The sequence below is a fragment of the Lentibacillus sp. JNUCC-1 genome (assembly GCF_009741735.1).
Lineage (GTDB): Bacteria > Bacillota > Bacilli > Bacillales > Amphibacillaceae > Lentibacillus_B.
The window spans coordinates 1,094,555-1,118,865 of sequence record NZ_WHOH01000001.1; the positions used below are offsets into that span (position 1 = coordinate 1,094,555).

The 24,311-nt window shown below is 46.4% G+C and carries 17 protein-coding genes and 1 pseudogene; 3 read left to right on the forward strand and 15 right to left on the reverse strand.

The features are described from left to right. Positions 1-75: 75 nt before the first annotated feature. From JNUCC1_RS05055 to glpK, 6 genes and pseudogenes are all read right to left on the reverse strand, one after another. The gene (locus JNUCC1_RS05055; RefSeq protein WP_156644414.1) at positions 76-1,509 is read right to left on the reverse strand and encodes a response regulator; all 1,434 of its coding nucleotides are present in this window, start codon (positions 1,507-1,509) and stop codon (positions 76-78) included. Continuing rightward, the gene (locus tag JNUCC1_RS05060) at positions 1,497-2,942 is read right to left on the reverse strand and encodes a sensor histidine kinase (RefSeq protein WP_231746994.1); all 1,446 of its coding nucleotides are present in this window, start codon (positions 2,940-2,942) and stop codon (positions 1,497-1,499) included. Before JNUCC1_RS05060 ends, JNUCC1_RS05055 begins: the two co-directional genes overlap by 13 nt. Then, positions 2,939-3,928 (reverse strand): substrate-binding domain-containing protein, encoded by a 990-nt coding sequence (locus tag JNUCC1_RS05065; RefSeq protein WP_156644415.1) that lies wholly within the window; start codon positions 3,926-3,928, stop codon positions 2,939-2,941. The genes JNUCC1_RS05060 and JNUCC1_RS05065 overlap by 4 nt, the downstream gene beginning before the upstream one ends. A gap of 603 nt (positions 3,929-4,531) precedes the next feature. Then, positions 4,532-5,230: a CpsD/CapB family tyrosine-protein kinase gene (locus JNUCC1_RS05070; protein ID WP_156644416.1), complete on the reverse strand. Its 699-nt coding sequence runs from the start codon at positions 5,228-5,230 to the stop codon at positions 4,532-4,534. Beyond that, positions 5,205-5,966, reverse strand: a complete 762-nt coding sequence (locus JNUCC1_RS05075; protein WP_156644417.1) for a YveK family protein — start codon at positions 5,964-5,966, stop codon at positions 5,205-5,207. Before JNUCC1_RS05075 ends, JNUCC1_RS05070 begins: the two co-directional genes overlap by 26 nt. A 199-nt stretch (positions 5,967-6,165) precedes the next feature. Then, a pseudogene (gene glpK, locus JNUCC1_RS05080) lies at positions 6,166-7,658 on the reverse strand (glycerol kinase GlpK). 297 nt (positions 7,659-7,955) lie between these two features. On the opposite strand from glpK, the gene JNUCC1_RS05085 reads away from it, so the two are divergent. Continuing rightward, a complete protein-coding gene (locus JNUCC1_RS05085) occupies positions 7,956-9,389 on the forward strand; it encodes an LCP family protein (protein WP_156644418.1) in 1,434 nt (477 codons plus the stop codon). Positions 9,390-9,713: 324 nt separating this feature from the next. On the opposite strand, the gene JNUCC1_RS05090 is transcribed toward JNUCC1_RS05085, so the two are convergent. The 9 genes from JNUCC1_RS05090 to JNUCC1_RS05130 all read right to left on the reverse strand — a co-directional run bounded on the left by JNUCC1_RS05090 (position 9,714) and on the right by JNUCC1_RS05130 (position 22,016). Further along, a complete protein-coding gene (locus JNUCC1_RS05090) occupies positions 9,714-11,303 on the reverse strand; it encodes a glutathione ABC transporter substrate-binding protein (RefSeq protein WP_156644419.1) in 1,590 nt (529 codons plus the stop codon). 200 nt (positions 11,304-11,503) lie between these two features. Next, positions 11,504-12,766: a M20/M25/M40 family metallo-hydrolase gene (locus tag JNUCC1_RS05095; RefSeq protein WP_156644420.1), complete on the reverse strand. Its 1,263-nt coding sequence runs from the start codon at positions 12,764-12,766 to the stop codon at positions 11,504-11,506. A 23-nt stretch (positions 12,767-12,789) separates the two neighbouring features. Further along, positions 12,790-14,577 (reverse strand): S9 family peptidase, encoded by a 1,788-nt coding sequence (locus tag JNUCC1_RS05100; protein WP_156644421.1) that lies wholly within the window; start codon positions 14,575-14,577, stop codon positions 12,790-12,792. Between the two features lie 458 nt (positions 14,578-15,035). Next, positions 15,036-15,893, reverse strand: a complete 858-nt coding sequence (locus JNUCC1_RS05105; protein WP_156644422.1) for an alpha/beta fold hydrolase — start codon at positions 15,891-15,893, stop codon at positions 15,036-15,038. Between the two features lie 401 nt (positions 15,894-16,294). Next, positions 16,295-17,026 (reverse strand): WecB/TagA/CpsF family glycosyltransferase, encoded by a 732-nt coding sequence (locus tag JNUCC1_RS05110; RefSeq protein ID WP_156644423.1) that lies wholly within the window; start codon positions 17,024-17,026, stop codon positions 16,295-16,297. 59 nt (positions 17,027-17,085) lie between these two features. Then, positions 17,086-18,408 (reverse strand): teichoic acids export ABC transporter ATP-binding subunit TagH, encoded by a 1,323-nt coding sequence (gene tagH / locus JNUCC1_RS19170; RefSeq protein ID WP_331713721.1) that lies wholly within the window; start codon positions 18,406-18,408, stop codon positions 17,086-17,088. 9 nt (positions 18,409-18,417) lie between these two features. Next, positions 18,418-19,242 (reverse strand): ABC transporter permease, encoded by an 825-nt coding sequence (locus tag JNUCC1_RS05120; protein ID WP_331713611.1) that lies wholly within the window; start codon positions 19,240-19,242, stop codon positions 18,418-18,420. A gap of 30 nt (positions 19,243-19,272) precedes the next feature. Further along, positions 19,273-21,390, reverse strand: a complete 2,118-nt coding sequence (locus JNUCC1_RS05125; protein WP_156644425.1) for a CDP-glycerol glycerophosphotransferase family protein — start codon at positions 21,388-21,390, stop codon at positions 19,273-19,275. Between the two features lie 74 nt (positions 21,391-21,464). Further along, positions 21,465-22,016, reverse strand: coding sequence for an SLOG family protein (locus tag JNUCC1_RS05130; RefSeq protein ID WP_156644426.1), 552 nt, complete (start codon positions 22,014-22,016; stop codon positions 21,465-21,467). A gap of 686 nt (positions 22,017-22,702) precedes the next feature. Here JNUCC1_RS05130 and tagD point away from each other — a divergent pair. After that, positions 22,703-23,101, forward strand: a complete 399-nt coding sequence (gene tagD / locus JNUCC1_RS05135; RefSeq protein WP_156644427.1) for a glycerol-3-phosphate cytidylyltransferase — start codon at positions 22,703-22,705, stop codon at positions 23,099-23,101. Further along, positions 23,094-24,269: a CDP-glycerol glycerophosphotransferase family protein gene (locus JNUCC1_RS05140; RefSeq protein WP_156644428.1), complete on the forward strand. Its 1,176-nt coding sequence runs from the start codon at positions 23,094-23,096 to the stop codon at positions 24,267-24,269. The genes tagD and JNUCC1_RS05140 overlap by 8 nt, the downstream gene beginning before the upstream one ends. Positions 24,270-24,311: the final 42 nt, after the last annotated feature.

Here is a 24,311-nt window from a genome sequence, read left to right on the forward strand (position 1 = left end):
CGTTTTCATAAATCATTATAATAGATATCAGTCCCTCCGCAGTCATTTGATTTCTATACATTTCCACGGTTTTCTTCACTTTTTAAAGATCTCTTTCTGAAATTGTCTAGGAGAAAGGTTATAATGCTTCTTAAACACCCGACTGAAATAGTTCGGATCATTATACCCGACCATAAAACTGATCTCTTTTAATGAATAGCTATTTTCCTGCAGAAGATATTTAGCTTGGTTCAGACGTTCCTTTGTCAGAAAGTCGATAAACGTATCCCCGTACGCTTGTTTAAACAGGTTTGATAAGTAATTGGGGCTCAGTTCGACAAATTCAGCCACTTCTTCCAGGGTTATGGTCTTATTGAAATTTTCCTTAATATACTGTTTTGCACGGGATATATGCTGATTGGACGTGTACATCTCATTTAATTTCATACAGCAAATCTTTAAAAAAGCAATCCAATCCTGTTGTGAACGAAGACTGGAAAGAGATGTTTTCGGGAATGTCACATGTTGTGCTTCTAAAATCGTTCTGGCTGCTATGTACAATGTTTCTCGATCTGCTTCTGACATCAGGTGTTGTTTTTCGTCAAAATGCTGGACAGCTTCCTCGCTGTTCCCCTTCTCAATTCGGTTGCATATTTCAGCAATCACTTCACCGGCTTGCTCGGGCGCATTTTCAGCCTGGATAAACCCGTAGCGGCTTTTACGATCTGCTTTAAGCTGGAAACAAGCCGTATACGCTTCATGGTATGAGGATGGCAGCTTCTCCAATGACTCAACAGGACGGCCAATGCCTATAAACAGATCATTGCCAAGTTCGACATGAAGTTTCCTGACTGCTGTTAACAGGGTTTCCTTTTGCATGACACGATCCGAAATCAGACAGACGTTCACACATTCATTGTTTACAGCCGTCAAAAAATCTGTTTCTACATGTGTTTTCAATGCTGCTTCTATTTTGTGCAGCGATTGCTCTTCTTCATGTGATGACATCACCAGAAAACACCCGCTCACCATATCGGGAAACAATTTTTCCTGAAGCTCATACACCTCATCTCCCACAGGGTGCTTTGTTAACTTTATTAAGAAACTTTCCTTACTCAAACGCCGTGACGCCAGTTTCTCCATTTCATCCTGCTGCTCCAGTTGAATTTCCTTTTTAATGCGCAATAGAGCTTTGACAATTTCATCCTTCTTCCCCGGCTTTAAAATATAATCACGAACCCCATAACGCATCGCTTGCTTGGCATAATCAAACGAATCGTATGCGGATACAAGGATAAACCGGACAGACGGGTTGGTGGCCATGATCTTTTCAATCGCCTCCAGCCCGTTAATGCCGGGCATTTTAATGTCCATAAAAATGATATCCGGATTGGCGGCTGCAGCCAATTCAATCGCTTGGCGTCCATTGGCTGCTTCTCCGACCACTTCCATATCTGAAAAGTTGACTTCTATAAACTTTTTCATCGCTTTTCGTTCCAGCAATTCATCTTCTGCAATTAAGATTCGCATGCTTGATCACCCTTAAAATGTTTTGGTATCTTGACCCGGATGGTGGTGCCTGTCCCCGGCTTTGAGTGGATGTCGACAACATCTTCCACCTGATAAAACAACTGCAGACGCCGGATCACGTTTTTGAGACCAATCCCCGTAGAATGCCCGACATGGTCGTCATCCTGCTTGGCCAAAGACAGGATTTGTGTGATAGTCACCTGCTCCATGCCGACACCATCATCTCTCACTTCTACAAAAACACAGTCAGACGTTTGACTGACATGAAGCGTAATCTTCCCGCCCTCTTCCCGTTCCTCGATACCGTGGATAAACGCATTTTCGACCAGTGGCTGCAATGTTAAGCGCGGAATGGGCCCCTCAAGGCAGGTGTCATCAATATCATAGGACACTTGCACACGTTCGGCAAAACGCAGCTTCTGTATGTGGAAATAATCTTTAACCACGTCCACCTCTTCGCTAAGTGTGACACTTTTATTAATGTCACCCAAACTGTGCCGCAGCAGCATTGCTACAGAGTCGATCAGAGAAGATGTCGCATGAGCATCTTCAAGATAGGCCATCTTGGAAACGGTATTCAAGGTATTGAAGAGAAAATGAGGATTGATTTGGTTTTGTAAATGTTTCAATTCCATCTCTTTTAGCAGACGGTCCAGTTCAGACTGATCTTTAATTTCCTGAACAAGCTCATCTATGTTTGAACGCATATGGTTAAAGGTATCGCCCAGCAGTTTCAATTCATCTTTGGATTGAATGTCAACCGGATCGCCTGCCAAATCACCTGCCGCCACCTCTTTCGCGGCACGAGATAATTGATTCAACGGACGCGTAATGCCTTTAGAGAACCAAATGACAAAGAAAACAGCCAAAATCAATGTTGACATAAACAAGAAAACAATAAACAGGAAAAAGTCTTTATTCCGGACTTGCAAATCATTATAAAAAGATTGATAAGCGGTCAATTCCACATCAATCATCTCAAGCGTTGACGTCTGAATATACCCTGATGCATGATCGGCTTCCCGCAAATGATCTGTGTATTGCTCAATATCGTTCAGAATGACAAATCCAATCGTCAATTCGCATTCGTGAATGAACGTTTCGATCAAGTTGTTATAGTTTTTAATTTCAATCGTTTCGGCATTGCGAAAATGACCGGGCAGCTGTTCTTTTTTGCTTTCAAGTTCTTTTTTCAAAGCATAATAATCACTGACTTCCACAGCTTCCGGGTCAGCAACAAACGATTTGGTGAAGGTATACATGTCATTAGACTTTTGTGAGATCGCGTTGAGCAGTAAATAGCGTTCAAAACTGTCGTGATAAACATTTGTCAGCTGATTGGAACTGACGTAAATTGATATCGCCGTCACCTGGAACAAAATGACGAACACCATAAAATAAACAAGCAGTTTGCCGCGAATGGTTTTCATCATTGTATGCCACCACTGTGATCGGTCTGTAGGTCCTTTTTCTGGATCACACGTGTTTCTGTAAAGATCTCATTCTCTACCAAATCATTCGACTGCAGTTTCAGCATGACGTTTAGCGCCTTATGACCAATTTCTTCTGGGTACTGAGCAATCGTTGCATCAATGTGATCCTGCTTGATTAACTCAAGGGTTCTTGGCAAAATGTCAAAAGCCGTAATGAACACATTCCGGTTGGGAGCGATTTCATTTAACCCTTCAACAATCCCCGGTCCGTCCAATGCACTCGTTCCTGCGAGCGCCGTAATTTGCGGATTCTGTTTGATTAAATCATATGCAGCTTGACTGGCTCCCACCGCTGTAATGTTCGATTCCTTTATATCCGCAATGTGGATCCTCGGTACAGATTCAAGTGCATATTTCAGACCCTCAATCCGTTCTTGCTGACTGATCGCATCAAATCGGCCTGTTACAATACCAACGTGCTGCTCTTCTGACGTATGCTTGATCAGAGTCTGTCCCATCAACTGTCCGGCATAATAATTGTCTGTTCCGACATATGCCTTGCGTTCACTGCTTTTCACATCGGTATCGACCGTAATGATGGGGATGCCGCGCTCAATGCCTTTATGGACTAGATCGACAAAGCGCTGTCCGTTGACCCCCTGAATCATGATACCATCCACTTTTGCCGATATCATCCTATCCAAAAGCACCAACATCTCGTCATTGTCTGCTTTTTGAGGCGCCACATACTCCAAATAAACATCATTTTCTTCGGCTTGTTCTTTTGCCCCTTTTTCAACCAGACGCCAATATTCGTTATCCTTTTCCTCTGCTATAAGCACAAAGTGATACGCATAATCCTGTGTTTCCGGCTGCTCAGCGGCAATATAAAATGTTTTATAGCCATAAACGAGCATGCCCGAAAAACTAAACAGGAATAGCACACCGCTCAATATGTATACCATTTGCTTTAAGACTGGGTTCATTGTCTCACCCGCTCAAGAGAATTTTATAAAAAAATCTGAAAAAATTATTGCTTTTATAGCTAAAAACCCTAGTGAATAGTAGACCCAAACTGCGAACTAATTAAAACTTGAATGACTGCTTCTTGCAACTAACCACCACAATGAGAGAATCGTGATTTGCGCTGCGGGAAGTCGCTTTCCGCGGGCACGGCCTCAGCCTCCTCGCGGAAAGACCACCGCTGTGGGGTCTTCGGACTCGTGCTGTTCCCGCAGGAGTCGACTTCCCTCCGCTCCAATCACTCTATTTAATTCAGTGGCTTAGACGGTACTACTCACATAAGAGGTAGAGAATAACCTCTTATACCAAGCTCGGGGGAAACACGGAGACTCCAGCGGGAGGATAAGCCTCGGTGAGACCCCACAGCGCGATAGCGCGAGGAGGCTCAGCAGCGCCCGCGGAAAGCGCAGTGTTTCCCCCGAGCGGCCGCATGAGGCAGTCATAAGTTAGTTCGCAGTTTACGGCAACTGTGGCTTGGTAAATACCATTAATCTATACGGAGAAAGCCTTTTAAAAAGACCGGAATATGCTTGTCTTGTAAGGATAAGCACTTCCGGCCTTGTCATTTATGATCCGTAATAATAATAATAATTCGAGTTCTTCGCCTCAACATCGTTCAGCACCGTGCCGAGAATTTTCGTATCGGCAGCGTTTAAAAGTTCTATCGCTTTTTTTGCCCCGTCTGTATCTGTAACTTTACTTCTGACCACAAGAAGTGATCCATCACAGATATTGGCAAGAATCTGGGCGTCGGTTACGGCCAGAACAGGTGGTGTGTCGAATATAATCATGTCGTACTGATCGCGGGCATGCTGGATAAATGCGCGCATGCGTTTCGAGCCGAGCAATTCTGACGGGTTAGGCGGGATCGGTCCGCAAGACATGACCTCAAGATTAGGCACATCGGTACTGTTGATGGCATCAGTTAAAATGGTTTCACCAACGAGCACATTGCTCAATCCGGTCATGTTCGTTAAGCCAAATGTATAATGCACGGTCGGTTTACGCATATCAGCGTCAACGAGCAGCACTTTTTTATCCTGCTGAGCGTAGACGACTGCCAAGTTCGCAGCTGTCATCGACTTTCCTTCACCTGGTCCTGCAGATGTCAGCATTACTGTATGAAACTCTTCATCAACCGCGGAGAATTGTAAATTTGTCCGGATTGTTCGGTATTGCTCGGTTACTGGAGAACGCGGGTTTAATTTCGTGATCAGTGCCCGTGCTGTGCTTTTTTGTTTAGATCGAGCGTTTTTGCGGAACATTGCGCTTCCCCCTCTCTCGTCTATGTGCTTGAGCTGGACGGCCACGAGCTTCAGTTTCAGATACATGCGTGACAATGCCCAAAACAGGAAGTTCAAGATGTTTTTCAATGTCTTCTTCTGTCTTGAGAGTTGTATCAAGGTATTCAAGCAAGAATGCCAACCCGACACCAACCATGGCACCAAGCACGACGGCAATGGCAATATTCAGCATTGGTTTGGGCGATACAGGTGATGGATTGTCAACAGTCTTAGCCTCTGACAAGATACTCACATTGTCAACACCGTTCATTAAGACAGGGACCTTTTCCTGAAATACTTCGACAACCGTGTTGGACAGTTCAGTTGCCATTGCAGGATCTGGATCTGTCGCTGTTACAGTTACAACCTGGGAATTTTGTTCACTGGATACCTGGAATTTCTCACCCAGCGTCCCTGCCGTATAAGGCAAATCCAACTCATCCACGACCTCGTCAAGAATAGCCGGACTTTTAATAATAACGGTATATGTATTAATAAGTTCAACGTTTGTCCGGATGTCGTTCACATTAAATTGAGCATTAGGATCCTGCTGTCCCTGGTTCACAATGAACTGGGATGTAGACTGGTAAGTTGGTGTGAGCACAAAAAAGCTGACCACCCCAGCAATCACTGCCGCTGCAGCGATAAGACCAATAATGAGGAGCATGCGCTTTTTAATAACCGCAAAGATCTCCTGCAGCGAAATCGTTTCTTCCATATCGAATGTACCTCCGTTTATTCAACAAAATTCTTAGATGTGTCTTTCAAAAAACATATTTACAAGTATATCATACTCTTTAAAGAAAAAGAGAGCTTTTTTCGACATTATTTGTATTTTCCTGATCTAAATTATGCCAATCCAACCAAATAGGGTCAGGCCCCATGACCTTAGTCCCGGGAGCCTGACCCTCTCTGCCTTATTTAAACAATTGTGTTGCTTTCACAGCCTTCTCCCAGCCACTGTATAGTTGATAGCGTTCTTCATCAGACATTTGACTTGTAAATGTCTCCTCATTTTTGCGTTTATCCGCAATATCCTGTTTGTTCTCCCAAAATCCGACAGCGAGCCCGGCGAGATAGGCTGCACCAAGGGCCGTTGTTTCCTGGACTTCAGGCCTTTCAACGTCTACCCCAACATATCACTCTGAAACTGCATAAGCATGTCATTTTTTACTGCGCCCCCGTCTACACGGAGCGTTTTCAAGTCAATCCCGGAATCCTCAATCATCGCATCGACCACATCTTTTGTCTGATAAGCAAGCGCTTCAAGGGTTGCTCGCACAAAATGGGCTTTTGTCGTACCGCGTGTCAGACCGAAAACAGCACCGCGTGCGTTGCTGTCCCAATGCGGGGCACCTAGTCCGACAAAAGCTGGCACCATATACACCCCATCTGTAGACGACACCTGATTAGCCAGTGTTTCGCTTTGTGGGGAATCTTCAATCAAACGTAAGCCGTCCCGCAGCCACTGAATGGCAGAACCTGCCACAAATATACTGCCTTCTAGCGCATATTCCACTTTTCCGTCAAGGCCCCATGCGAGGGTTGTCAGCAATCCATGCTCAGATGTCACACTTTCCTCACCGGTGTTCATCAGTACAAAGCAGCCTGTCCCGTATGTGTTTTTGGCCATGCCTTTTTCAAAACAGCCCTGACCGAACAAAGCAGCCTGCTGATCGCCGGCCATCCCAGCAATCGGAACTTCATGGCCGAAAAAGTGATACTGCACTGTGTGCGCATACACCTCGGAGGACGGTTTCACCTCAGGCAGCATGCTTTTTGGAACACCTAAGATATCCAACAGCTCATCATCCCACTGCAAATCATGAATATTGTACATCAAGGTCCGGGATGCATTGGAATAATCGGTCACATGAGCGGCACCGCCCGACAATTTGTGGACAAGCCATGTATCGATTGTGCCAAATAACAAATCACCGCGATCAGCCTTTTCCCGAGCACCATCCACATTATCCAGAATCCATTTGACCTTCGTCCCGGAAAAATATGGATCCAGCAATAAACCGGTCTTTTCCCTAAACAGCTCTTCATGACCCTGGTGGCGCAATTCCTCGCAAATCGGCTCTGTTTGCCTGGACTGCCATACAACAGCTTTGTAAACTGGTTTGCCTGTATGTTTATCCCAGACAACCGTCGTCTCCCGCTGATTTGTAATTCCGATCGCCGCAATTTGCTCGGGGCCCACATCCGCTATCCGCAAAACTTCAGCCATACAGCCGAGCACTGACGTCCAGATTTCATTGGCATCATGCTCCACCCAGCCCGGTTTCTGGAAAAACTGCTCAAATTCACGTTGAGCCGTACCAACCACCTCTCCGGCTTGGTTGAAAATGATCGCTCTCGAGCTTGTCGTGCCTTGATCCAACGCTAAAATAAACTGTTCACTCATCCTTGTCCCTCCTGTCACATTTGATGCATTCTTCTATTACCCTCTATTTTCCTTCAAACACCCTGAGGTTGCAACCGTTTTACGTTTATTATCTTGTCGAGACATGGGTGTCATTTCCCGGGAAATAATGTCGAGTGATTAATAATTGCCCGTAAGCAGACACGAAACTTGTAAACTTGTCCAAGGTCCATTTTAAATGGGACAAGTTCCGACTTAATTCTCCAATAGAACGTGACACTTCACATTTGTTGTAGTAAAATAAGTTTTATATGCTTATGATTAATATGAGGTGACTATATGTCAGATTTCAAAAACACCAATCAGCCATCTGAGACACCCCGTCGCACTGAACGGAAATCCACACCTAAAAAACACCGCAATAAAAAGAAACTGCTGCTGTATATCGGGATTCCCATCGCCATATTACTTGTCGCGGGCATTTCCTATGCTGCTCATATTTATACCACAGCTCAGAAAACGGCTGATCAATCGTATGAAGAGGTCGATCGAGATCAAGGTGCCTCTGATTTGCGCGAATCAGCTGTCGATCCTGTTGAAGACAATATTTCTGTATTGATTCTCGGAATTGATGACGGCGAAGAACGGACTGAAGATGGTCATTTCCGTACAGATGCCATGATGCTGGCGACGTTTAACAAAGAGGAAAGCAATGTGAAACTGCTCAGTATTCCAAGAGACTCTTATGCATACGTACCCGAAGTCGACCGTTACACAAAAATCAACCATGCCCATCACTATGGCGGTGTCGAGGCCGCAATCGAAACTGTGGAAGAATTTCTCCACGTGCCTGTCGATTACTATGTCCGAGTGAATTTTAATGCCTTCATCGACACTGTTGATGCACTGGGCGGGATTTATTACGATGTGCCCTTTGATATGAGCGAAGTCGATACAAAAGGGAAACGCAATGCAGTTAAAATCGAAAAGGGCTACCAGAAATTGGACGGCAAACATGCACTTGCCCTTGCCCGGACACGCAAGTATGACAGTGACATTGAACGCGGGAAACGTCAGCAGGAAATCATTAAAATTATTGCCGACGAAGCAACATCAGCCTCCTCCGTATTTAAATTTGATGATGTTATGCGGGCAGTGGGTGATAACCTGAAAACAAATTTGACTTTCGACAATATGAAGAGCTTTCTGTCATACGGTATGAACAATAACTTTTCCATTGAATCCGTAGACCTTGATGGGTGGGGCGGCTATATGGATGACGGTTTATGGTATTACGTCGTCGATAATGAAACGAAAATGAACGTGGCAAACGAACTTAGAAACCACCTTGACCTGCCTGAAGTCGGTTTACGCGTGTTCCAAGATGATCAGGAACGCATGACCCCGCCAGGTTCTCAGGATAGCTATGCTGAACAAGAAACCAACTATCAGGAGAATCAATCAGGCACCCAAACATCCAATCAGACAAAACACAAAGAAACGCCGAAACAGCCTTCGTCTTCCAGCACACAAAGACATTCCGCACCAAGCGGGAACCAGACACAAGAAGAAACAAGCGCACCTGTTGAGAGGAACCAAAAGAAACAACAGGCCCCTGATCATAAAGCAAGCGATCAACCCAAGGAAGAACCTGTAAACGGCACAGAAAACAGTAACCCAGAATCAGCAAAACAACACGAAAACAGTACCAGCACGAACGACAGCACAAACACGAATGAAACACCCGAAAACAAAACTTCACAAAACCCATGAAAACAAGATTAAGACAAAAAATTCAAGTGAACAAAACCCGAACAACTATATTTGACAACGGATCATTGTTCGGGTTTTTATGACTTAGCGGAGGGAAAACACGGAGACTCCAGTGGGAGGGTAAGCCTCGGTGAGACCCCGGAGCGCGGTATAAGGGATGGAAGGCTAAGGTCGCGACGTCCTGTCGCAACGCCTTCATGACCCACATCCTGTGGGCCCGAGGCTCAGCAGCGCCCACGGAACGCGTAGTGTTTTCCCGGAGCGGCTTCACAAAATCCATAAAAAAGTCCCGGCTCTGATGGCATTCAGAACCGGGGCTTTTTATTACTCTTCTATATAAGCATCTTTAATCTGATAAACACCCTGAGGAGAAATGCTGAAATCTTTTACCGAATCATTCACGCCAATCAAATGCTCTCTATGATTGAGGTACAACATTGGCGCCAATTCGACAAGGCGCTCTTGTGCCCGTGAATAGATTTCCAGACGTTTTTCAGGATCCGTTTCCTTCCGTCCTTCATCCAGAATGTTATCGAGTTCTTCATCATCAATAAACGTTCTGTTCCCTGCAGCACCGTGCTGTGAAGAATGGAACAGCTGATACAACCCTTGGTCCGCATCTGCGTTGGTCGTGGACCAGCCCAGTACAAACATGTCATGCTCACCATTGGCCAGTCGCTCCAGGTAAGCGCCCCACTCCAATTCTTCAATTTTAACGTCAATGCCGATTTTTTTCAGCTGAGCCTGAACGGCAATCGCTGTGTCTACACGTTCTTCTGAATCGTTTGTCCAGAGCGTTGTTGAGAACCCGTCTTCAAGTCCTGCTTCTTTCATGAGTTCTTTTGCCTGATCCAGGTCATGGCTAATGTCTTCAACGTCTTCGTCATACCCGAATACTGGTGGTGCAAGCGGGCCTTTTGCCGTGATGCCGATTCCGTTATAGACACCTTCGACAATTGCTTCTTTATCTATTGCCATGGAGATGGCTCTGCGTACTTTTACATCATCAAAAGGTTCTTTTTCTATGTTAAAGCCAACATAGTTCAACGATACACTTGGCTGTTTGATCGCATGGATGCCCTCGCTGTTTTCTACGCGCTCCACGTTGTTCGGTCCGATGTCATCCACCACATGGGAAGCGCCTGTTTCAAGTTCCGCAATCCGTGAACTCTGCTCTGTCACCACTTTATATGTTGCCGTATTCAATTTAACTTTGTCTCCATGATAATCGTCATTTCTCTTCAAAACGATTTTTTCACCAGGGGTCCATTCCTTGAACTCGAACGGACCTGTCCCTACCGGATTTTTATTAATATAAGCATCCGGATCACCGCCGTCTTCCATTTGAGCATAGTCCTCTTCAATAATCGCCGGGCTCATGACTCCCGTCCCGATATGAGCCAGATTGGCGAGTAAAGGAGCAAATGGAAACTTCAAATTGATTCTGAATGTATATTCGTCCACCACTTCCCAGCTCTCAACCGGATCTAAAAGAAATGCCCGCGGGGAGCCGATCTCTTCATCAACGAGACGATCAAATGACTTCTTTACAGCTTCTGCGTTAAACTCTTCACCATCATGGAATTTAACGCCTTCTTTCAAGTGAAAATCCCATGTGGTGTCATCAACTTCTTCCCAATCTTCTGCAAGCCAAGGCTGTGGTTCTTGGTTTTCATCTAGCATGGTCAACGTTTCATATACATTTTCCTGCACGTTACTTGAAGGAACATCATTTGATCCCTGTGTGGACATGGAGACAACATCTTCACCCAAGGCCATGACAAGGTCACCGCCGCCTTCATCGCCGTTTCCGTTTCCTGAAGAACTGTTCGTCGGCTCCCCGTCCCCGGCACACGCTGCCAGAATGAGCATGAGTGCGCCTAAAACTGTCAAAATGAATGTGTTCTTTTTCATATGATATCCCTCCGTCTAGTTGTTTGGTAGAAGATTTGTGCTTGTTTCACTGCTGGGTCTGGTCGCGTTATCCAGAATTTCCGGATGGTTGTCCAGGTTTTATGTGTTATATCCAAAATTATAAGGCTTATATCCAAAAAATTTTCGATATATCCAGAATTCCAGCGTTATTTCCAGGTTTTTTCCACTATTATCCAGGTTTAGACTTCTCGCCTGCCATCACGCAGACGCTGTGCCAATAAAGGCTCAGTCACCTCAGCAACACCAGCCAGACCAACGATGGTGAGAAAGTTTTTCTGCACCGTCTGCCAGGCATCTTTTGGGTCATACCATTCATCAACCGTATGAATCCCACTTCCATGGCCGCCGATTCCTAGTGCGAGCGCTGGAATTCCGAGGCTCATCGGATAGTTGGCGTCGGTACTGCCGGGCCCGGCCAGTTGCGGAGTTCCGCCCAGCGCCTGAACTGCACCTTGAGCCACCTGGACAATTGGTGCGTCGTCTGCTTGTACGGCAGGCGGGCGGTTACCGATTTTTTCAATGTCAGCCGTGATGCCTTTGCTGTCCCAGCGTTCGTTCTCAGCAACGACAGCTTGACGCACGATTGTCCAAAAACGGTCATCGAGTTCATCAAGCGCTTCTTGTTCATTTGACCGCAGATCCACCATCACAGTGGCTGTCTCGGCAATCGCATTGATCGACGTTCCACCCTCCATCATGCCAACGGTGAACGTCGTCTTCGGGTCATCCGCTGTTTCCATGTCGGCCAAGGCGCCAACCGCTCGCCCAGCCGCATGCACCGCACTTGGCTGGCCAAAGTCGGCAAAACTGTGCCCGCCTGGTCCATTGAATGTGACTCTATAGCGGAAACTGCCTGTCCCTTTATAGGTGATATTGTTCGGCGGCGCCCCATCGATCGACAGGAAGCCGTCAACATCGTCCCGTTCATTGAAAAAAGCCTTCACGCCACGTAAGTCGCCTGTGCCTTCTTCCCCGACCGTTCCGCCAAAAATGATATCTCCGGCCGGACGCATATCTGCTGTGTTGAACGCTTCAATGATTGCGAGTACTTCCGCCAGGCCGCGCGTGTCATCACTGATCCCTGGCGCATGAAGAATGCCGTCTTCAACCCGAACTTCTGTATTGGTTCCCTCTGGAAAAACCGTATCCAAATGGGCGGCGACAAAGAGTGTCGGCCCTTCCCCGCTTCCGGGATACAGTCCGAACACATTACCTTCAGCGTCCATTGTGACGTCTTTTAATCCAAGTGCTTCTAGTCGCTTTTTAAAGTCATGAGCCCGGCGCTGTTCTTTAAAAGGTGGCGCCGGAATCTCAGTAACATCGATTTGTGTCTGCACCGTCTTATTATGATTGTCTTCAATCCACGTCAAGGCTTTTTGAACAGAAGCCTCTTCAAGCAGCGCGGCGTACGTTGCTTTTACGTTGACTTCTTTGTGCTGCATACGATTACCTCCATTGATCTTGCTCACTTCAGATGTTTTTCGAAAAAGTCCGCTGTCGAGCTGTGCATGGTGATATGGTTCTCCAATTTTTCCGTTTGGTGCCCTTCATCTTCAAAAATCGTCAACTCCACTTCCTGGCCGCGGTTTTTCATATCGCTGACCAGCTGCTGTGCTTCTGTGACCGGCACGCGTGTATCGTTACGTCCGTGGAACACGAGCAGCGGCGCCTGAATTTTATCCGAATGGTTAAGCGGGGCGATCTCCTCGAAAAAGTCCACATCTTCAGCAAGCGATCCATATTCGCTTTCACGAAGATGACGGCGCCATGCCCCGGTATTTTCCAGGAACGTCTTGAAATGTGAGATGCCGACAATATCAACACCTGCTGCCCAAAGCTCAGGGTAATGTGTCATGGCGGCCAGTACCATGAAGCCCCCGTAACTCCGGCCGATGATACCGATTTTATCCTCGCCGACGTTATGAGTCTTGATCAAGTCCTGGACAAGCCAGGCAAGGTCTTGCACCGAATCCATCCGTTTCCGCACATCATCCAAGTGAATATATGTACGACCATACCCGCTGCTGCCCCGCACATTCGGCGCCGCCACAGCAAAGCCCTGTTCCGTCAAATACTGAATGACGGGGTTATAATCGGCGCGCGTCTGACCCTCAGGACCACCATGCACGTAGACCACAGCCGGCTTATCGCTCGCGCCCGCTTTGTCGTAATAAAAGTACGGCACCTCAAGCCCGTCAAATGACTTGAACGAACACAGCGATGGCTCGTACAACGGCACAGATGATACAGATTCACCCAGTCGTGTCAGACGGCTGATCTCCCAGCCCGCCAATGACACCTGCCAAATATCCCCCGGTTCGACCGGCGTTTTCAACGTGAAAATAAACCGGTTGGCATCAATCCAGGACAAACTGCTCACAACTCCGTCCGCAAGATCCTCAAGCTGTGTGACCTCTTTTGTCACGACGTCATACACCATCAACCGGGAAATCCCGCCTTCGTTCACAATGAAAATCAGCGTCTGTTCGTCTGGTGAAAGCTTGAGCTCCTCAACATCCCAGCCTTCTTTTTGAAAAACTTTTGTCAAGTGGCCAGGATTATCAAAAGAGAATCGCGCCACATAGGCCGTTTCATCGTTCAGGTCTGTAACCAGATACCCGCCCTCCCCGTCTTCAGTGAGGGCAATCGATTTATATGCTGCACCCGTTCCTTTGTCGCCCAACTGTGTCGTTTCTCCGGTGTTCAAATCCAGAATCAACACGACGTTGTTCAGATTGGTTTCCTGGATGCTGATCAGCAGATGCGCACCGTCCGGCAACCAGGCCAGCGGTTCACATTTTCCATCAAATGTATATACCGTTTCAACGTCTTTCGTCTCAATATCCTGGACAAACACATCAAAATAGCCTGGATGTCTGCGGTTGCTCGAGAAGGCAATTTTATCCCCCGCTGGCGACCAGCCTCCGAAATTATGAAAATACGCGCCTTCAACGACAAGTGGTGTCGCGGCATGTGTGCCTTCCATCAAGTAAAGCTGCTGCTTCTCATTCCCCTTATGATCCACGCCCAGTACCGTTTTGTCCCCCTGAGGCGCATGGTGCACACTCATCACCCGATCATCAAACACCCCAAATTGCACCGGCTCGCCTTGCTCGTCCACCGTCCACGCTTGCGGGAACCCTGTCAGTTTTGAAATAAAGGTGAAATTGTTCTGTCCCGGAATCGCCTCAGATTGATAGGCAGAATTCGCTTTTAAATAGACTTGCAGTTTCTCTTCAGGTGTCAAAGTCATAAACACTCCTTGTGTATATTTTACCGCTTACAATTTTTATAAATATCTAAAAGACCGTAGCATTGTTTAGAGTTCGTTATTTACTTTTGAGAGAGCATCGTGATTTCCGCTGCGGTAAGTCGCTTTCCGCGGGCACGGCCTCAGCCTCCTCGTTCGCAAAGATCGCTCACTGTGGGGTCTTCGACTCGTGCTTTTCCCGCAGGAGTCGACTTCCCTCCGCTCCAATCACTCTATTTTATTCAGCTACTTGGACGGTACTACTCATAGAAGAGTTAAAAAGTTAAGCTCCCACACCAAGCTCGGGGAAAACACGGAGACTCCAGTGGGAGGATAAGCCTCGGTGAGACCCCGGAGGTCGGTAGACCGAGGAGGCTCAGCAGCGCCCACGGAACGCGGAGTGTTTTCCCCGAGCGATCGCATAGAGGCGCTTATAACATGAACTTTTTTTCCAACCCCATCTAAACGGAATTTCTAATAAACTCTCGGACTGTATTAATAAAGTCCTCATGCTGGTCTTTTAAAATGCCATGGCTGCTGTCTTCAAATACCACAAACTCACTATTCGGCAGCAATTCCGCAATCAATTCATTCTCCTCAACCGGCGTGATCCAATCATGTCGGCCGGCGCTGACGAGAGCCGGACATTGGAGCGTTTTCAAATCCTCGGTCAAATCGTAATTCCTGAGAAAACCACCAAACCCCTGATTCAAAGCTTCATAGGATCTGTTCATCTCAGGTCTCGGCTCAGCTTTACCATCAGCCGTCTTCCGTGAATATAACGGTGCCATGACCTCGTAATAATGCGCCACTTCTGCATCTGATGAAAAAGCGCCATCCCACAGCAACTGCGCCATTTCCTTTTGCTCAGCCGTCCCATGCCTCTCAACATATTGCTTGGCTTTATCGAGAAAACGATAGCTCGGTGACGTCGCTGACAGCAGGAGGGCTTTCACATTCTTCGGATACCGCGCCGCATATGCCATGGCTGTCATACCGCCATATGAATGGCCGAACAACACAATCTGCTCCAAACCAAGATGCTGCCTCAGCGCCTCAATGTCCTCAATGTTTTGATCAAGTGTATACGTTTCAACCGGACCTGTAGCCGAAAAACCGCTGCCACGATTGTCTATGTACACCAGCTGTAGATCCTCCGCCAACGGACTGAGGTATGGCTTGAACCCGAGATGCGTTCCACCCGGCCCGCCATGCAGCACAAAACATACATCTTTCTTGACGAGCGCCCCACCTTCAACAGTGACCCCCGCACCTTCCACATCAAAAAACAACCGCGTGCCATTGACTTCCGCAAACATTCGTACCCCTCCTTCGCGTAACGTTTAAATATTGAAATAATTTAAGTTGCAAATTACTTCGGAACTGGAAGTAATTAATAGGTTTATCATAATAGAAATCAAAAGTGAGATCAATAGATTTGAAAATTTTTATTTAAATTAAGTAGTGGAGTAAGTTGCCAATCATGCGTCTTAACTGTGTCAGCTGGATCAGGACAGATATCCAAATTTTAAAGTCATTTATCCAAAAATATTAACCGTTATCCAGGTTTTCCAGGCACTTATCCAGAATAATAGCCGTATATCCAGAAATATCAGTCCTATATCCAAGTTTATGGGGATTATATCCAGGTTTTCACTCCCACCACAAAAAAGCCAGAAGGAAGCCCTCCTCATATCGGCTTCCTTCTGGCCTTTACCATCTATTTTCCCCTAAAAACAATCCGGAACATAAACTCAAACACTTTTCCTATGCGTTTAATCCGCGAAGGCTGCTTCAGCAGGCGGTACAGCCATTCAAGGTTCAGGTTGATCCAAGCTTGCGGGGCGCGCTTCAAGGCTCCAGCGAGCACGTCGAAACTGCCGCCAACCCCCATAAATAGCCCGTGATCAGCATCCTTCATATGAGCACTGATCCATTTTTCCTGACGGGGCATGCCGAGTGCCACAAATATGAGGTCAGCTTGAGAAGCAATCACGTCTTGGGCGACCGATGCTTCTTCCTCGGCAAAATAACCGTGATGCCGCCCCGCCACTTTCAAACCGGGAAATTCAGCCTGTGCAGCTTGGACCGCCTGTTCATTGACCTCAGGCTTCGCACCAAGAAAGTAACAACTCAGTCCCTTGTCCTCGGCAATTTGCAACAGGTCCATCATCAGCTCATAGCCCGGTATGCGCTCCTGCATAGGCGTTCCCAGGATTTTTCCGGCTGCCAGGATCCCCGAACCGTCTGGAATCACATAATCCGCGCCCTGCACCACAGCTTTATATTCGGCATCCGCTCGCGCCTGCATAACCATTTCCGGATTGGCTGTCACGAGGAAGGTCTTCACCCGTTGATCAAGTCGCGGCATAAGCACGTCCTCCAGCAAATCCATTCTTGTTATGTTCAAAAATTCGATCCCCATAATCGGAACCAGATTGTGCCTCTCCATTTGTCTGGCACCCTTTCCTGCAAAACCCCGCACACATGCCGTGTCTTGGGTTGCCTGTTTTAGTCTTCCGTTTCAATTTCCCCCAAATGCTTGTTGTGAATCCACATTGCCTTGCCGTCCACAAGCCCGTAAAACCAGAGTTTCTTCCCGACACGCTCAGTCCGCTCCACAGCAAATTGTCTTGTCGAGAGCGAATCAGCATCCGAGATCACTCTGTTTTTCTGACCGCCCCATGGCTCTTCATGACCAAAAACAGAATCCTTCACCTTGAATTGTTTCGGATCTTCATCAATCAAAGTATGCTGGCGGGAATTGAAATCCTGTTTCCGGATCCAGCCGACCACCCCGCGGACCCCGCTTCGTTCAGTACTCAGTTGGTAATACGATTCGCCGAGCATATCCACCCGGCGTTTTGAAAAATAAACACGTTCGCGGTGCTCGTCCGCTGCAAACGCACTCGCTTCATCACTCGGATCAGCATACAATTCGCGCGCCGTTTCTTTAATATGTCCGATTCGGCTTACCGGTACTTCTTTGAAAAGCGCCGTGGGTTTAAGATCACTCTCTTCAGCAATCCAGGTCGGGAGATCTCCGGCACGCCCGCTCAGAACATCGCGTTTATAAGCCTGTCTCTCGCCTTTGGGCAGCTTTTTCCACAGGTCGAGAAACGCTTCATATTGCGGCAAGACCTCATCTACTGACCCATATTCCTTCACACGGCCCCATTCGAGCCATAGAATCTGATCACAGAACTCCCGCATCTGGCTAAGGGAATGACTGACAAAAATCATCGTTTTCCCCTGCTCCTTAAACGCATGCATCTTGTTCAGACTCTTCTCCGCAAATGCCTTGTCACCGACAGACAATGCTTCGTCGATCAATAGAATATCCGGATCAATGTTAACTGAAATCGCAAAACCAAGACGAGACTTCATCCCGCTGGAATAGGATTTCACAGGCTGATCAATAAACTCCTCAAGCTCGGAAAATTCGATGATATCCGGTTCCAGTGCGCGAATCTCCTGCATACTGAACCCGAGCATCAGACATTTCAACTCTATATTCTCCCGTCCAGTCAGATCACCCTTCAAACCTGAATTAACAGCGATCAAGGCTGCATTGCCGTTAATGGCAATATCCCCAGAGGTTTCCGGTACAATGCCAGCAATAATGTTAGACAGCGTCGACTTGCCGGAACCATTAATGCCGACAAAACCGACAATGTCCCCACTTTCAGCTGAAAAAGCCACATCCTCAAGCGCATAAAAGTCCCGCCCGTACGACTTCGGAGTCATTAGGTCAAAGAACCGCGCCTTCATGCTTGGGTATAATGTATATTTTTTATAAACATGTTTCATGTCTATGATCTTATCCATGATCATCACTTGCCTTTACAAGTAATCTATAAAATGCCGGCGGAACTTAACATGAAGCGCCGCGCCTATCAGATACAGCACAAGCACCACACCCCAGAAATACAACGTATAGCCCCATTCTTCAGTTATAAACCAGCCGGAACCGAACAGCGCATATCGATAACCTTCAATTAAATAATACAGCGGATTCAGTTTCATAATATCCATCAAGAGCGGCCATTTCGACAAAATCGTAATCGGCCACAGTACCCCGGATAAATACATCAACATCCTTAGTGTTGAATTAATGAACATATGCACGTCCCGGATCATCGTCGACAAGGTTGAGGTAATCAAGGAAATAGCATAAATCAGACAAACCGTAGCCACGGTGACATACAACAGCTGGATATAATAAACATTTACGAAAAATCCAAACCCCTGCAGCACGATAACCGTAATCGCCAACAGGAAAAGATGCACGTAAAACTTTGAAAAAATGACATACCCCGGGATCACACTCATCGGAAAATTCATTTTTGATAACAACCGGAGCCTGCTGTAGATCGACTTCGACCCTTGAATTGTCGCTTGATAAAAAAAGATCCAGACGATAAATCCGACAAGGAGCCAGGCGAAGAATTTAACTTCTACATCACCAACCATCACCGGATCGCGCCCTCTCAACGTGCCAAACACGAACCAATAAATTGCGATCTGAATTGCCGGATTGAGCAGCTCCCAGACCATGCCAAGGTAATTATTCTTATTCGTGCTTTTCAGTTCATACAGGGACAAACGCCTGACGAGATAAAAATACTGTATTTGTTCCTGTAACACCTTACGCGCAGATTGCAGCATCCTATTTCCCTCTCTTCACCAAGCCCCTGTTCACGAGCGGAAGACCGCGTTAACCACACGTTCTGTCGCATGTCCGTCTTCAAGATAACAGAAACGCTCCCTGAACGCATCTGTCGTCTCGCTTGGCTGATACCCATTTTGATCAATCTCTTCTATCACTTCGAGCAATTCATCTGTTGTTTTCACAAGCGGACCGGGGGCTTTTCGTTCAAAATCAAAATAAAAACCACGCAAATTATCCCGGTAGTCCTCTATATCATACACGAAAAAGATCATTGGACGGTTCAAATTGGCATAATCAAAGAAAACCGACGAATAATCCGTGATCAGCATATCGGCAATCATGTACAATTCGCGGATATCCTCATGGGCCGACAAGTCATATACAAACGATTCAAAGCCGCTCAAGTCCAGGTTCTCCGCCACAAGATAATGCAACCTGAGTACAATCACATAGTCATCCCCAAGCTTCTCTCGCATTTGTTCCAGGTCAAGTTCAAGGTTAAACTTGTACCGCCCTTTCCGGTAAAACATATTATCCCGCCAGGTCGGCGCATATAAGATCACCTTTTTATCATGCGGCAGACCGCAGCGCGCTTTGATGTCTTCAAGATCCGTCTGGTCCCCATTCAGCAAAAAGTCATTGCGCGGATAACCCGACTCGATCATCTCACCTTTGAATCTGAACGCCCTCCGGAAAATCGAGGACGAATACGCATTTGGCGAAACAAGATAATCCCATTTTGCTGCTTCTCTTGTAAAATTCTCTTTATATTTTTCCGTATTTGTACCTGGCATATGCACCTCATCCATGTCAGCCGCCAGCCGTTTGAGCGGTGTGCCATGCCACGTCTGCACATATGTCGTGTGTTTCGGTTTTGGAATCCAGAGCGGCAGCCGCGCATTAGACACCCAGTATGCCGCACGCGCCATCAGGAAGAGCCACTTCACAGAAAAACGGCGGACATATGGGAGCTCTTTTGCCGCAAACAAATCCAAGTGCCGGCGATCTGCACTCCAATACAGCTGGTGATCAGGCATATGGGTTTGCATATATTCATAAATCGCCCGCGGACTGTCACTGTATTGCTTCCCATGAAAACTTTCGAATACGACTGTTTTTTTCCGAACTGGAAGCTTCCCGAGCACGCGAAACGCCTTTTCGTAAAGCCGCAACAGCTGTTTGCTGCGCCGGACGCGTACCCATGTCCCCTTAATATTGGATGCCATTTCCTTGCGCCAATGATAATCCGCTATCTTCAAAGATAGGTGTTTGGAATCCCGTGTCGGTGTAACCGTTATTTTGAACGCCTTACCATTTCGGCGTAGTTTTTCCTGCACCGGTTGTGTCACAACGCGATGATCCAGTCGGACGCGCGTACTTCGAATTGTTGCGGTCTCCCCCATATGGGTATAGCTCATATCCACATACAATTTTAGAAACACCGGTTTTTCAAGTGTCAGAAAATCATTGAGCGGAAGTGTTGCTCTGATGCCACTATTCAAAAGGCACTCATTACCCGAAAACGCCCCACTCAGATCAGGGCGTTCGATTTTTTCCAATGGGAATGTCATTTCCCGGTCGTCACGATTGTTCGTAACCACAAGCTGGATCCCCTCCAGCTGATGATCGTCCGCCTGGTAGAGTGGTGGGAAATTGATATGACCAGATACATTAATCTGTGCACCTTCAAGCGTTACGTGATCAATTCTGGCATCCAGCTGATAGTGGGTCAGTCGGAATGACACATTGCCTTTCCGCGTTGTAAACGGCTGAAACACCATTTCTTCATCCGGAAGCGTTATTGCCAAAAAGCCAATGTCGCTGTAATCACTTCTGATCCGGCTCTTATGGTGATCATCTTCCCTTGTCCGGTTCAAGTACACATCCCAGCTGCTTTCCCCATGTTCAAAAACTGTGCCGGCATGCTGATGGTAATCAAAAGCCAATTCAAATCGAATATATGGGTCATCTATCGTTTCATCTGTAATATCAAGCGCGATGACTTGATTCGTTAACCTGTTCTCAAGCGTAAATGCAAAGCTGTCAAGATCTTCAAGCTGATCAGCTTTAATCAGGATCTGCATTTTATATGTATTTCCGTGCAGATCCATTCCTGTCATCTGTCTATTTCGTTTTGTAACCATGAAAAGCCTTTACTCCTCTCACTGCAACTATCCCTATTATATAGCGGGGGTTCTGAATGAAAAGACGGTACTTATTAAGTCCAATAATCCGGATCTGTCATCCGCATCTCTTCTACGGCATCATCTATATCAGCTGGTGTTATGGTTTGAATCGGGTAATTTTCCGTATTCTGGGCTACCTCGAGAAAGAATCGTGTGCTTCCGGGAAAATCTTCATCCAGCAAAATGAGCGCTCCGTCACTTTTATCCGCGAGCCATACATCCCGCGCCCGAAATTGATACGGTGCTACGTAAGCCCCTTTGTACAATGGCTTGTAAAAGTCAGCCTGGTCCGTAATCATCTGCAGTTTTTCCTGCAAAGGCTCCGGCCACCGCTCAGCAAACGTCTCAAATGGCGGAATCACTCCGAGTTGCACCTCATACTGTTCTTTCAGTTCAAGCACCACCTCTGCTGTCCAAAGCTCAACCCCCATCTGGCCAGATACCAGCACCCATTCCAGCCCGTTCTCTATTAAAGAGACCAGCCGTTTCTGCAGGGCCTGTTTAACAAATGAGATCCGCGGATCATCTTCTTTAAAAATATTCATTTCCATCGGTTTATAGCCTGTAACAGCCAAGATGTTCATCCCATCACCCAATTAACGTTATTTTTACACATCCTCTATCATACCATGAACATAAACACTCTTGAACGTTTTTTATGAAGCGAACAGAACAGATTCCTTTTACACGTTGAACTACAACAACACGGAGAAAATATTTAGTGACTGCTTCTGGCAACCGCTCGGGGAAAACACTCCGCGTTCCGTGGGCGCTGCTGAGCCTCCTCGCGCTACCGCGCTCCGGGGTCTCACCGAGGCTTATCCTCCCACTGGAGTCTCCGTGTTTTCCCCGAGCTTGGTATGAGAGGTTATGCTCTCACTCTTATGTGAGCAGAACCGTCCAAGCCACTGAAAAACATAAAGTGATTGGAGCGGAGGGAAGTCGACTCCTGCGGGAACAGCACGAGTCCGAAGACCCCACAGCGGTGGTCTTTCCGCGAGGAGGCTGAGGCCGTGCCCGCGGAAAGCGACTTCCCGCAGCGCAAATCACGATGCTCTCATCTTGACTATGAGCTAAGCTCTTACTGGTTCGCATTTTTGTATCTACTATTTATCAAAGGATCAACTGTCAAATCAACAATTCTTTTAGAAAAACAGCTTTTGCCAGTCATGAAATTGAAAAATCTTTGTTAAGTTTTTGTTAATCTGTGGTATTATAATAATGATAAGCTTTATAGAGTAAAAGATTTTTTTATGAAGGAGAATCTGTAATGAAAAAAGTCATCACGTATGGCACATTTGATTTGCTTCATACTGGACATATAAATATCCTGCGCCGGGCAAAAGCAATGGGTGACTATCTCATCGTGGCCCTGTCCACTGACGAATTCAATGCCCTTAAAAATAAAAAAGCCTACCATTCCTATGAAAATAGAAAAATAATTCTCGAATCCATTCGTTATGTGGATGAAGTCATCCCTGAAGAAACATGGGGTCAGAAAGCACAAGACGTGCAAAAGCATGACATCGATCTGTTCGTGATGGGAGACGATTGGAAAGGTGAGTTTGATTTTCTGTCAGCACACTGTGATGTGGTCTACTTGCCAAGAACGATCGGCATTTCAACGACCAAAATCAAAAAGGACCTTAACAAGGTGAACAATGGTTAGAGAAGCGGCCATCACGGCCTACTTGTTCTTCTTCCGGATTGTGTTCAGCATGCTAAAATTATTTCCGCAGCAGAACAAGACAGTCTGTGTGGCGTCATTTGGTGATAACATTTATTATACAGCCTCTGCTATAAGGGATGTTTCAGATGAAAGAGTGGTTATTCTGAAAGACAGCCAATGCCGGTATGCATTTGATGCTTCAGTTGCTGACATTGTACCATTCGACATCAAGCATCCCTTTGCCTATTTCCTATCAATCTATCACTTGGCCACTGCTAAAACCGTCATTGTGGACAACTATTTCGGTTTTTTGGCTGTAACCAACTTCAAACCTGGAACCGTTTGTGTCCAACTCTGGCATGCAGTCGGCGCCCTGAAGCGGTTCGCCTTGATGGACCCGTCCATTTCAAATCGTTCAAAACGCGCAAAACAAAGGTTCCAGAATGTATATAGTCGATTTGACTATGTAACTGCAGGATCTGAGAGAATGGCACAGATCTTTCAAAAAAGTTTTTCTCTGGGAGATGACGCCATCATCCGTACCGGCGTACCGCGCACAGACGTTTTTTTTGATAGCAATGAACAAAAAAACATTATAAAAGTATTGCGCAAAATGTACCCTGTCATAGAAACAAAGAAAGTCATTTTATATGCCCCTACGTTTCGTGATGATGAACTGGATAACTATAAAATACAGCTGAATATTAAGCAAATGTATGAAAAACTTGGTGACGCGTACGTTTTATTTGTTAAAAACCACCCTGCTGTCACTTACCATCTGAGCCAGGAACTTGATTCATTTGTTTACGACGTATCAGACTACTATGACGCAAACCATATCTTGCTTATTACAGACATTCTGATAACAGACTATTCATCGATCCCGTGTGAATTTGCCCTTCTGGAACGTCCCATGATTTTCTATGCGTACGATCTTCAGGAATATAAAAACACACGCGGTCTGTTGTATCAATATCAGATTGATATGCCTGGTCCAATCGCTTACACGACCGAAGACATTATTCGCATCGTCCAAGAAAGCAAATTTGACAAAAACGAGATCAAACGATTTGCCGAAGCGTGGAACCGGTACTCTAACGGACAATCCAGCTTTAACGTTGCCCGTTTCCTGAATCAGACCGACCTGGATCAGCAAATGGTGAAATAACGATCGACAAATCTTTACAGAAATTGTGCAACCTTTACGGCG